This is a genomic window from Cryobacterium flavum, from assembly GCF_900103805.1.
In the GTDB taxonomy this organism is placed as follows: Bacteria; Actinomycetota; Actinomycetes; order Actinomycetales; family Microbacteriaceae; genus Cryobacterium; species Cryobacterium flavum.
Window position 1 is genome coordinate 1 of sequence record NZ_FNIB01000029.1, and the last position, 10,839, is coordinate 10,839.

The 10,839-nt window shown below is 60.0% G+C and carries 11 protein-coding genes; 6 read left to right on the forward strand and 5 right to left on the reverse strand.

Features of this window, described 5'->3' with window-relative positions; all coding sequences use genetic code 11:
- The first annotated feature begins 78 nt into the window (after positions 1–78).
- On the forward strand, positions 79–1,245 hold the full coding sequence (locus tag BLS91_RS19140) for an IS30 family transposase (RefSeq protein WP_420838515.1): 1,167 nt from the start codon (positions 79–81) through the stop codon (positions 1,243–1,245).
- Positions 1,246–1,371: 126 nt separating this feature from the next.
- Positions 1,372–1,839: a GNAT family N-acetyltransferase gene (locus BLS91_RS19145; protein ID WP_035880386.1), complete on the forward strand. Its 468-nt coding sequence runs from the start codon at positions 1,372–1,374 to the stop codon at positions 1,837–1,839.
- Positions 1,840–2,386: 547 nt separating this feature from the next.
- Here BLS91_RS19145 and BLS91_RS19150 read toward each other — a convergent pair.
- The 4 genes from BLS91_RS19150 to BLS91_RS21080 all read right to left on the reverse strand — a co-directional run bounded on the left by BLS91_RS19150 (position 2,387) and on the right by BLS91_RS21080 (position 7,000).
- Positions 2,387–3,274 (reverse strand): DUF6024 family protein, encoded by an 888-nt coding sequence (locus tag BLS91_RS19150; RefSeq protein ID WP_035879775.1) that lies wholly within the window; start codon positions 3,272–3,274, stop codon positions 2,387–2,389.
- Entirely contained in the window at positions 3,274–4,491 is a 1,218-nt protein-coding gene (locus BLS91_RS19155) for an HAD hydrolase family protein (protein ID WP_092342643.1), read from the reverse strand. Before BLS91_RS19155 ends, BLS91_RS19150 begins: the two co-directional genes overlap by 1 nt.
- A complete protein-coding gene (locus tag BLS91_RS19160; RefSeq protein WP_198410940.1) occupies positions 4,488–5,198 on the reverse strand; it encodes an adenine nucleotide alpha hydrolase family protein in 711 nt (236 codons plus the stop codon). Before BLS91_RS19160 ends, BLS91_RS19155 begins: the two co-directional genes overlap by 4 nt.
- 623 nt (positions 5,199–5,821) lie before the next feature.
- Positions 5,822–7,000, reverse strand: a complete 1,179-nt coding sequence (locus tag BLS91_RS21080) for an MFS transporter (RefSeq protein ID WP_051973715.1) — start codon at positions 6,998–7,000, stop codon at positions 5,822–5,824.
- A gap of 809 nt (positions 7,001–7,809) precedes the next feature.
- On the opposite strand from BLS91_RS21080, the gene BLS91_RS19175 reads away from it, so the two are divergent.
- The 3 genes from BLS91_RS19175 to BLS91_RS19815 all read left to right on the forward strand — a co-directional run bounded on the left by BLS91_RS19175 (position 7,810) and on the right by BLS91_RS19815 (position 9,553).
- Positions 7,810–8,058, forward strand: a complete 249-nt coding sequence (locus BLS91_RS19175; protein ID WP_134360431.1) for a hypothetical protein — start codon at positions 7,810–7,812, stop codon at positions 8,056–8,058.
- A 347-nt stretch (positions 8,059–8,405) separates the two neighbouring features.
- Complete coding sequence (locus tag BLS91_RS19180) at positions 8,406–9,014, forward strand: RNA polymerase sigma factor (protein WP_092342655.1); 609 nt, start codon at positions 8,406–8,408, stop codon at positions 9,012–9,014.
- A gap of 242 nt (positions 9,015–9,256) precedes the next feature.
- A complete protein-coding gene (locus BLS91_RS19815; protein ID WP_134505298.1) occupies positions 9,257–9,553 on the forward strand; it encodes a hypothetical protein in 297 nt (98 codons plus the stop codon).
- Between the two features lie 135 nt (positions 9,554–9,688).
- Here the strand turns inward: BLS91_RS19815 and lepB are convergent, their stop codons facing one another.
- Complete coding sequence (lepB, locus tag BLS91_RS19190; protein ID WP_092342649.1) at positions 9,689–10,420, reverse strand: signal peptidase I; 732 nt, start codon at positions 10,418–10,420, stop codon at positions 9,689–9,691.
- Between the two features lie 151 nt (positions 10,421–10,571).
- Here lepB and BLS91_RS21275 point away from each other — a divergent pair.
- The coding region (locus tag BLS91_RS21275) for a helix-turn-helix domain-containing protein (RefSeq protein WP_139165835.1) at positions 10,572–10,839 on the forward strand (268 nt) is incomplete at its 3' end.

Sequence of the window (10,839 nt, forward strand, 5' to 3'; positions counted from 1 at the left end):
CGGCGGATTCAACTGGTCGTTGCAACACTCCATTTTTGAGAGGTGTTGCCGATGTGGTCGAAGTTTGAGCTGGTGGAGATGCAGGCTCGGTTTTGGGTGTTGATGTCCAAAGGGTCGACGCTGACGGCGGCGTGTGATGCTGTGGGAGTGAATCGACGAACTGGACGGCGTTGGCGTCAAGCAACGGGAGGGCGGATCCCTGTTCCGGAGGCCGAGAGGTCCGGGCGGTACTTGTGCTTGGACGAACGGCTGCGAATCGCGGACTTGCATGTGAACGGTACCGGCGTGCGTGCGATCGCTGCCGAGGTGGGCCGGTCTCCTGCGACGATCAGTCGAGAGTTAGCTCGCGGTGGGTCCAAGGCTGGCCCACGAGCGCGAACAAGGTATGCCCCGTATGCGGCGCAGAAGCAGGCCGAGCTTCGCGGGCGCCGACCCAAGGCCAGCAAATTCGATCACCCGGAACTAGCATCCTTGGTGCAGACCAAGTTGTGCGTGAAATGGAGTCCGGAACAAATCAGTGACCACTTGGCGACAGTGTTCCCGGACCGGCAGGAGATGCGGGTGAGCCCCGAAGCGATCTACCAGGCACTCTATGTGCAGGGCCGCGGTCATTTGCGTGCTGATCTGCATCAACACTTGCGCACCGGCCGGGCCATCCGGCGTCCTAGACGGCCTGCCGCGAAGAACTCGGGCAAGATCCCCGACATGATCATGATCAGCGAGCGACCTGCAGAAGTTTCTGACCGTGCCGTACCTGGCCATTGGGAAGGAGATCTGATCTTGGGGTCGAACTGCCGATCGGCCATCGCCACGCTGGTGGAGCGTCAGACCCGCTTCACGATGTTGGTCCATCTTCCTGGTGATCACAGTGCCATCACTGTTCGCGATGGTCTGTTAGCCACCATCAAGACTCTGCCCGCGCGTCTGGCTAAAACCTTGACCTGGGATCAGGGAACAGAGCTGGCCCAGCACCGACAGATCACCCTGGCCACCAACATGGCCATCTACTTCTGTGATCCGCATTCTCCGTGGCAACGCGGCAGTAACGAAAACACCAACGGGCTGCTGCGCCAGTATTTCCCCAAGGGCACCGACCTCTCCGTCCATTCACCCGAACGGCTCCTGGAAGTAGCCACCGAACTCAACGATCGACCCCGTAAAACACTCGGCGGCATCACCCCCGCCCAAGCCATGCAACGACTACTGTCAGAACCAGAAAAACCAATCGTTGCAACGACCAGTTGAACTCGCCAACCCCCTGCGGGACGCAGAAGAAGGGATGCCTTCGTCGCTATCTAAATTGCCGCGCGGAAGCGATCCCTGCGAACCACATCGTGAACCATCTGTTGTGCGATCGGGCAGACTGGCGAGATGACGAAGATCGTGGTGCGTGAAGCCAAAGCACTCGAGACGGAGGCAATCGCGGGATTGCGCTGGCGGTGGGTGGTGGAGCGGGGCGGAGTTCCGGTCGTGAGCCGGGAGGACTTCGTGGCGTCCGTAGTGGCTTTCGCGTCCGCGCATGAGCAGACACATCACCGGGTCGTGGCGATGCGCAGCGGAGTGGTCGTCGGCATGGCCTGGCTGGCGGTGCTACCCCGCGTGCCCAGCCCGCGCGCCACCGATCGTGCTTCCGGAGACGTGCAGTGCGTGTACGTCGTCCCCGAGGAACGAAACGTCGGCATCGGCGACACGATGATGACGGCCGTTCTGGACAAAGCTCGACAGCTGGGCCTCGAACACGTCACGGTGCACTCCAGCCCCGAGGCAATCCACCTCTACGAACGCACCGGGTTCACCGCCTCACCGCGCGTCTTGTTCGCCGATTTCGCCGGTCGTTGACGGGTTGCGACGCTCTGGGAGTCGAGCGTTAGCCGGTCGCGAGGGTGCTCAGTCGGGATGCTGGTCGTTCCGTCCGTGTTGCGCCGCACCGCGTCGTTGACGAGAGCGCCCGTGCCGCCGAGGAGCGCACGAAGAACGGCTGTCAAACGATCGAAATGCAGGAGCGTGCAGAGTTTGTCCAAATGAGAATTCTTGTCCAGAGGAGCTCGCAAGCGGAACCTTTAGTGAGATGTCGGAAGGGAGCTGGTGAACACCACTTCGGGCATCTGGGAAGTCGTCTGCGCCGGATGCTTTACACGGTCCTGCGGCGATGAGACGTGTTGGACCGTCAGGGTGCGATCGATTCTCGGAGAAAACTGCAGCGGGAAATTTCAGAGGTTTCCCATTCCTCAGGTTCTTCGAAATTTACGTCTGTGGTGCGTGACTGTTGAAGTGATAAATGCACCGAGGAGTAGGACCGTGAGGACCGCAAAAGATACGCGGGTCGGATTGATCCAGGCGGGAATCATGTCGTAGTTGGCGTTGCACGTATCACGCAAATGCGTTGTCAGCGCCCCAGAGCCCGATTGACGGCCATCCGGAACTCGAGGACGTGATCGACTGCCGCTTCGCCCGGCCTGCCTCTTCGTACGAAGGAGAAGCGGGCTGTGTTGAACTCCCGGAAATGACGCCAACCCGTCGGCGCCAGTCGATCCGCGACAGGAATGCCGTCGGTGGTGGTCAGGCACACATACGGCGCACCCGGCCCTGACGCCAGTGGTCGAAGCCCGCGATCGAGACACCACGCGCTCAGCTCCGGACTGACGTTCACTTGGGCCAGGTTGGCTATCCTCCCGTCAAGGTTCTTGATCGCCGAAGCGGCGCGGCGAAGAAGTTCGATAGACTGGGCACCTGACTCGGCCACCCTTAGGACGCGATGAACCGGTTCCAGGTCGGGGACATCGCGGCGGACCAGCACCAGTCCCAGGCCGACCACCAGGCCAAGGTGCTTGTGCAAAGGCGCGATCGCGACGTCGCTGCCTGTCAGGAGCGCGGGGGTGAGCACAGTACCGAGTGACTGTGCAGCGTCGACGATACGGATGCTTCGTCCACCAAGTTCATCGACCACTGCGGTGACCGGCGAGACGTGGGTTCGCAGCTCCCAGTCGGCTAATGGCCCGGCTCGCGGCAGCAGAAAATTATAAGGCGAGTAGTGCTGTTCGATGGGGCCCTCGGTATTGATGCTGCGGCCTGCGTTGGTCGCGGCGAACAACACCGCCATCAAGGCGGAGGTGGAATTATGAAGCAGATAGGGCCGGAAGTCTCCCGCGCCCAGGTCACGGACTAGTGCGCAGGTGATGGTGGACCGCAGCTCCGCTGCCTGAGCGTAGTAGTGTCCGTGCCCGGTAGACACCTGCAGATCTGGATGTAACGCCGCAGCGTCCAGTGCGCACATCAGGCCTCGAGCTCATCGGAGGCTGGAATACTCACCACGTGCCACAAAGCCGTGGCCACTGCGGCATCATCAGCTGATACCCGGCGCACATGTCTGGCTCGTTCCAGGCCGGGTAACCCGATGCCGACCACGAACGCAACGTCGGCCCGGGCTAGCAACTCTTGGTCATTCAGGTCGTTGCCGAACGCCACAACCACTGACCCGTTAGCGTTCATCCGGAGGTCAAGTGGCTTCGCTTTTGTGACGCCGGCGGCTGTGATATCGATAACCCCGCCGGCGTGCAGACATATCTCCACGTCGTCGCCGGCCGAGTCCCGGAGTCGGCATATCCACAAGGCAGAATCCTGCGAGTCCACAACCAGCTTGATGACAGTCGCCAGGTCAGGGTCAGCGTCGGGGCTGTACTCGGCCCGATCGGGATAGGCCATCCACGAGAAGCCGCCGCCGCTGACGACAAACCGGTCGCCATACTCAAGGTAGAAGGGAACGGCCTCTGCGCGAAGGCACGCGATCATCGCCCTCAAGGGTTCACACGGCAGCGCTGTGGTCTCGGTCTCCCTTCCGTGGCCAGTCCGGAAGGCACCGTTGCAGAACCACCACTCATCCACTCGATCGGCCAACGCACCCATGATTTTGCGGGCTCCGCGAGGAGCGCGTGACGTAGCCACCACCAGATGGATATCGCTTCGCTCGCCCAGATGGTCCAGGGCCGCGCTCACCTTGGGTCCCGGGTGGCCTCCGTCGAAGGCGATGGTGCCGTCCAGGTCGACGATGATGGTGCGCTCGGCAGGCCGACCGAGACTCGGCATCGACCCCGGACGCAGCAGCCCCTGGGCGAGGAGCGCGGGCACCACGAAATGATCGAAAATCGAGCCCAGCTCGATACCTGCCTCTCGGAATCCGCCGTCGATCCAGGCGACCTCCTCGATTTCCTGACCCGGGGTTGCGGTCCCGTCCGCCTCAGCGAGAAACACCTCGATCCGCACCGTCGAAGACGGCTCAAAGGCAGCGCGGTCAGAGTAGGTCCCAAACCGTTGCCAAGACCGTAGATGCAGCCCGGTCTCTTCTGTGAGCTCACGTGCCAAGGCCTGGTCCATTCTTTCCCCAGGTTCCGGTTTTCCTCCCGGGGAAATAAAAGTCGTCGAGCCACGCTTTCGAACCACAAGGAGTAAGCCGCCACGGAGGATCACAGCGGCCGCCTTGTCGATTCTCCTCATCCAGTAATCTCAGCCCGATCGCGCGTCTCGTGACCAATGGCCAACGAACGCCCGCTGAGAAAGTTGATGATGTCGTGACTCAGGGCCTCCTTCTCCTGGAGGTAGGCCAGGATGGTCTCATCCGTTGGTGTGGAGAAGCTGTCGCCGAAGATAGAGACACCCTCCAAAGACTTTGTGGAGAGGCCGAGCTGAAGGAGGCGATATTTGACGTCGTCGCCCGATGTGGCGAACTCGTAGATAGGACTGCGGTAGTCGATTCCATATTCAGCGAGGAACCCCTCGAAGTACTCTCGGGCGACCATGCGCTGCTCGGGGAAGTCCTGCTGATAGCGAGCGATGCCATCGTTCATAATGGCGAGGCCGTTGCGACGACAGTAGTCGACGGCGTGTGCGTGGATGGCGATTTTCTCGCCGAGAAGGATGAGATTCTTGCGGTGGGTCAAGATATCGTGCTCGATATTCGCTATTGCGATGGACCGGAAGGCGCCGCTCACGTCACTGACTACGTGAGTCACGACGAGGTCACCGAAGCGGGCCTGCAGCTCCTTAACTCGAAGGGTGAGCAGTCCGCGGTGGAGCGAGCATCCGCTATTTCCACTGAAGAGGTGGACGGGGATCCCCTGGAGCATGAGGCGGGCAGCAACCAGAGTGCTGTCTCGTCCGCCACTGAACATAACCAACTGGGCATTCTCTTTTTCAATAAGCATTTATTCTCCGTAATTCATTGTCAATGACTGCTAATGACTGCTAATGACTGCTAATGACTACCAATGCTTCGCGCAGCCTAGCAGACCGTTAGCGCGCCTAGAATTATGACTGGTCAGCCTGCCGGCGTGGATGTTCGATTTCTGCGTGTTACTGGTGAATGCTGATGTGATGAGTGGTGCGCCCGTACCGTGACTTGAGACAGTCGGTAGGAGGATCATGTTTCATAATGAATTGTCGTAACATTCAGTGTATGGACGCACCCTGTAGACGGTTGAAAGTATCATTTTCGTTCACCCTGTAAGACCGACAAAACCTTCCGTGACGCCAACCGATATAACAGGTTGCAATGGCCTGCCGCGGATATCTCGGACAGTCGGCCCTGGGTGAACATGGTGATCGCTGATCAAGTTTATTTCCTGGGATCGACGGGTGAATGAAGGCTCGATAAGTGGGGAAGATGCAGTTCAAGATCATCATGGTGTCGCGGGTTCAAGTCCCCTTTCCGCTAGACAGCATTCACTAAAATTGCCCAGAACTTCCGCCGAAGTCCGGGGCATTCTTCTTCCTGTTATGGGTCGAGACCTGGCTAGAGCCTCGTGTCGAGAGAGATATCCGCAACCCGCTATATGTCTGCACGCGGGTAGCGCGGTTTGCCACGGAGCGCGAGCGGAAGCGTAGCGAGGCAGATGCCGGCCGCGACGAGCAGTGCCGTGGAAAATGACAGCCCGGCAGCGAGTGTACCGATCAGCACTGAGCCCACTGCCGTGCCCAAATCGAATCCTATGTTCCACACAGCGCTGGCGGTGCCGTACTGCCCCCGTTTCACCGCGGCGAGGGACAGCAGCAGGGTCAGGTTCTGGAGTCCACCAAAAGCGATGCCGACTAAGATCAGCCCTGCAAGGAAGAGCAGGATGCTCGTCGCGTCAGGATTCTCGACCGCGGTGGCGGTGAGAATAAGACCGATGACTGATATCAGCACCAGCGGCCACAAAAAGCGCTGGGCGCCATAATGATCAGCTAGTCCGCCAACGCCCCACCGAGTCACTGCCGCGCTGAAGGTGAGCAGCGCGAGTCCGCCGGCCGTCGCGGCTGGCGCTGAACTCATCTGTGGCGCGAAGGTGATGAGCGCACCGCCGGCCAGTGTGACGCCACCAAGGAGAAGCATGGGGCCAAGGAGGCTGCCCAGCAGAAGCCGCCCCCCAGTCCCCGTGTTGTTCACCGTTGTCGTGGGTTCGGTCGGCGGCTGAAGAGCGCGTTCGGCTGTCTGTTCCCGCAGAACACGGGCCAGTTGTGGCGCAGAACTGATGCCCAGAATCGGCAGGGTGCCGATTGCAAAAACTGCCCAGAATCCCACTGACTCGGACATCCATGGCCCGAGGGGGAAAAGAACTACTTGCGGCACCGCGATTGCCGCACCGCAGGCCCCGATGGCTGCACCGTGTTGGGCACGCGGTACGAGATTGGCCACCACGGTCGATCCGGCCACGGTGAGCACACCAAACCCTATGCCACGCACTATTGAGAGGAGCAAAATCCAATTCAGATGGTCAGAGAAAAGAAACAGCAACGACGGAACCCCCAGAAGCACCAGGCCAGCGGCCAACACGCGACCGGTTCCTAGACGACTGAGAAGTCGGGGAACGAACGGCTGCGTCACAACCGTTGCCAGCAGCAACACTCCATTGACGAGACCGGCACCGGCCTCATTCGCACCGCCGGTTACCGCCCAAAGGGGTACGACGGGTAGGAGGGCAGAGAAACCGGCGAATCCAGCGGCCGTGAAAACAAGGAGCGCCGGCATTCCTGCAGCGCGCCACACCGGCGGTGGGGTTGGTGCGGGATTGGGGCTCACGTTGGACAACCCTAACCGTAACCCTAACTCCAACTCCAACTCCTAAGCGCCAAGGGCGGTGTTGCGATCAGCAATGGGGCCAACATTTTCTTGTTGCGCGGTCGACCTGATCTCCTGGGTACGGTGGTCGCCGCTTGTTTACTCGGGTGCACGGCCGACCGCGTGTCTCCAGAATCTGACACAGGCGCGTCCGCGAACGAGGGGACCGATAGGACCGAGACTCGATCGGCCAAGATAGCTCGATGTATGCAGGCGGAAGGGTGGGACGTCACGTACTACCCGTCAGATGACTCGTACGGTGGCGAGACGTCGACGGATCAGGCAGATCAGTATGACGCGTCGGCCGTCGAATGTGGAGAGCGGTTTCCCGTGACCGGCCCGAGCTCGTTTGAAGAGTATTCTCAAGCTGATTGGGATCAGTTGTACAAGGGCGAGGTTGCCCGGGCTGATTGCTTGCGAGCGGAAGGGGTTGAGATCCCGGGTGCGCCGTCGAAGACTGTTTTCATCGAGGAGTACCCGTCCGGGGATGGCTGGTATGCGTACAGCTTCGTTTCTCCGTCAGAAGTTGGACGTGATACTTGGGAGGACCTGAATCAGGCGTGTCCTCAGTCGTGATCACTCGTCTCGGCTGAGTTATTCTCACTTGAATAATTTCCGTCGTCGACCAGCCCTCGATAACGCATTGGCTCATTGGGCGGCGTTCGCCTACCTCGGAGTGGTGAGCATCTTCACCCGGGCTGCCGCTTTTCGTACCGCGAGTGGCCATCGGGGCTATGGCCCAGGTCAGCCAGGTGCAACGCACCCGACCTACCCTGCACATCCTCTGGACAGCGCTACTCCTCCGCGAGGAACTCAACTGGCGGACCATCATTGGCGGCATCGCCGTCATTCTCTGCGCCGTCATCACCGTGCGAAACACCTCTATCGCGTCAGGCTCACCCTCCGCCGAGGACCGTGAAGTTGGACCAGAAACAGTCGAGGCGATGCCGAGCACCAACCGCCCGTAAGCCGAACCTCTTGCGGGACGGCAAGAGCGAAGACCGGGGTCACGCCCCTCCGGGTGGCAACTTATCGTCACCGTGTGGTCAGCTGACGAAGCGGAACAGATACCACGGTAGGAGTTCGATATTCCCGATCACATCAAGGGGATCCATTGTCTTGTCGCAGGGTTGACACCCACAGAGCGTGTGCGCGACGCTCGAAGTCACGTTCAGGTGGTCCCATAACGCTGGCAAGCGACATCTGAGTCAGACGGAGGGTGTCGTGGATAGCGCAAGACCTAATAGTGTCGGCTTGCTTGAAGGCCCACCCGATTCCTATGGAACCAATGCCTCCCTGCCGGACATTGATGAGTATGGACACCTTTGATTCCCAAGCCACAGACTCCGCACTGTGGTTGCACGTCCGCGGCGGGAATGGACGCGCGTTTGGTGTCCTGTTTGACCGCCACCGGGATCGGGTTTTTGGTCACAGCCTTCGGCTGGTCCGCACACAAGCGGAGGCAGAGGATGTTACTGCGATGGTGTTCCTCGAAGCTTGGCGTTGCAGAACACGAGTTCGGTTCGTTGATGAGTCCATCCTCGGGTGGCTCCTTGTAACCACTAACAACGTGGCCCGGAATCAACTTCGGTCCGATCTCCGACACCAGCGACTTCTCCGAAGGCTTCCACCGCCGGATTCTGTGCCTGACCACAGTGAGGCGGTGCTGGACGCGATCGATCTCGACTCCACAGGGAACACGGTTCAGCGCGCCTTTGCGCACCTGAACTCCCGGGACCAACAGATACTGCTGCTGTGTGTCCTGGAAGACCTGTCGATGACGGACGTCAGCCAGCTTCTTCGAATACCTTCGGGCACCGTCAAATCCCGACTATTTCGCGCCAAGCAACACCTCGCTCTCGTCCTCAACGAGTACAACCCGATCCAACCATCCGCATCAGTTGTGGGAGAAAGCACATCATGAACAGCACGCCGACGGAACCGCACTTCACTACCAACCGCAGTGCGGCGATCCGAGCCCTCCTCGTGAACATCGCCCAACCAGGAACTCCAGAGAATCTGAGATTTCGTCGTGCTCGACGCGTTCGGATCGTCGTCCCCGCAGTCATTGCAACCCTCGTCTTGACTGCCGGTGCCGTCGTGGCCGTCCAAGCGCAGATTACGAGAACCGATCGCATCAATTGCTTCTCTCGAGCGGAGCTCAACATGTGGGGGGAATTCCCGGGTGCGCGGGTGACCAGCCTCGAGGGCACCATCGGAGACAGTGAAGGGGGTCCGGTGTCAATCGATGACGCCCTGGCCGCGTGCTCAGACCTCTGGGCCCAGCATGCCCTGGACGCAAGTATCGAGAGTGGGGTTCGTTCAGATCCCGTTGACCGAACTTTTTCCTACCCTGTCCCCGACCCTCTCACGGTGTGTGTCATGTCCGATGGAATGGCCGCCGTGATTCCCGGCGCGTCCGACGTCTGCGGTCGCCTCGGCCTGGCGGAACGAGCCAAGTAGGAACAAATAATTGCCATGACAGTTCCTCAAGTGAGTTGGCTTGCTTTGACGAATGAAGAAGATTCTTCTTGCGAGCTCATGGAGTTCCCGAAGGACACGTTCGACGCCGACGACGCCGCAGGAGTCGCAACTAATTCAGCGGGCTGATGGCGTGAAGGTTTCTGGATAGTTGCCGAGCCATCCCCAGTGTTTGGCGGGCCAGCTCACCACGACTGCGCGGCCGACGACGCTACTGATGGGGACGAAGCCGCCTCCCGGCGAGCCATTGAGGAAGTGGAAGGCCGAGTCGGCCGAGTTGTATCGGTTGTCACCCATCACCCAAAGTTTTCCGTCGGGCACGGTGACCGTAAACGGACTCTTGGTTGCCTGGGATTGACCGTCAGGAACCTGGATGTACGGCTCGTCGATGGGGACATCGTTGATGGTGAGCTGCCCGCCTGCGGTGCAACAGACCACGGTGTCTCCGGGGAGGCCGATGACTCTTTTGACGAGGTGATTATTGCTGTCGCCGGTGCTCAGCCCCACAGCCGTGAGCGCGGCGTTTAGTGCACTGAGAAGATTCAGCGGCACGGGTTGCTGTGGTGGGAGCCAGTTTCCTGGGTCGGTGAAGACGACGACGTCGCCGTGTTCAATCGGGATCAGGTTAGGAACGAGTTCATTCACAATGATTCGATCATTGATCAGGAGCGTGTTCTCCATCGAAGAGGACGGGATGTAGAACGAACGAACGACAAAAGTTTTGAGAAGGGCTGAGATCAGAATCGCGATGACCACGATGACGACGAGGTCCCGCACGAACTTCAATGCAGGAGACCCGACCCCGGTCCGCCGCCGCGTAGAACGTGTGGCGTTGTCGGCTGGCATCATTCCCTGATCCTAGGGCAGTCATTCAAGCTGGTATTGATCGGCCGACCCGAGCGGGCCCTCGAACGCAATTCACTCAGCTTCCCCGTCACTATAAGGGGAACGGCGGATTCAACCGGTCGTCGCAACACTCGATTTTTGTGAGGTGTTGTACGTGTGGTCGAAATATGAACTGGTAGAGAAGCAGGCGCGGTTTTGGGTGTTGATGAGTCAAGGCTCGACGCTGACTGCAGCGTGCGATGCTGTCGGGGTGAATCGACGAACTGGACGGCGTTGGCGTCAAGCAACGGGTGGGCGGATCCCTCTTCCTGAGGCAGAGAGGTCTAGGCGGTACTTGTCCTTGGAGGAACGACTGCAGATCGCGGACTTGCACCTGGGTGGCACCGGTGTGCGGGCGATCGCTGCTCTGGTGGGCCGGTCTG

Bases quoted from the DNA above. Each gene is read 5' to 3' on its own strand.
- BLS91_RS19140 (WP_420838515.1), top strand. From the start codon at position 79: ATGCAGGCTCGGTTTTGGGTGTTGATGTCCAAAGGGTCGACGCTGACG.
- BLS91_RS19145 (WP_035880386.1), top strand. From the start codon at position 1,372: ATGACGAAGATCGTGGTGCGTGAAGCCAAAGCACTCGAGACGGAGGCA.
- BLS91_RS19150 (WP_035879775.1), bottom strand. From the start codon at position 3,274: ATGTGCGCACTGGACGCTGCGGCGTTACATCCAGATCTGCAGGTGTCT.
- BLS91_RS19155 (WP_092342643.1), bottom strand. From the start codon at position 4,491: ATGAGGAGAATCGACAAGGCGGCCGCTGTGATCCTCCGTGGCGGCTTA.
- BLS91_RS19160 (WP_198410940.1), bottom strand. From the start codon at position 5,198: ATGCTTATTGAAAAAGAGAATGCCCAGTTGGTTATGTTCAGTGGCGGA.
- BLS91_RS21080 (WP_051973715.1), bottom strand. From the start codon at position 7,000: ATGCCGGCGCTCCTTGTTTTCACGGCCGCTGGATTCGCCGGTTTCTCT.
- BLS91_RS19180 (WP_092342655.1), top strand. From the start codon at position 8,406: ATGGACACCTTTGATTCCCAAGCCACAGACTCCGCACTGTGGTTGCAC.
- BLS91_RS19815 (WP_134505298.1), top strand. From the start codon at position 9,257: ATGTGGGGGGAATTCCCGGGTGCGCGGGTGACCAGCCTCGAGGGCACC.
- lepB (WP_092342649.1), bottom strand. From the start codon at position 10,420: ATGATGCCAGCCGACAACGCCACACGTTCTACGCGGCGGCGGACCGGG.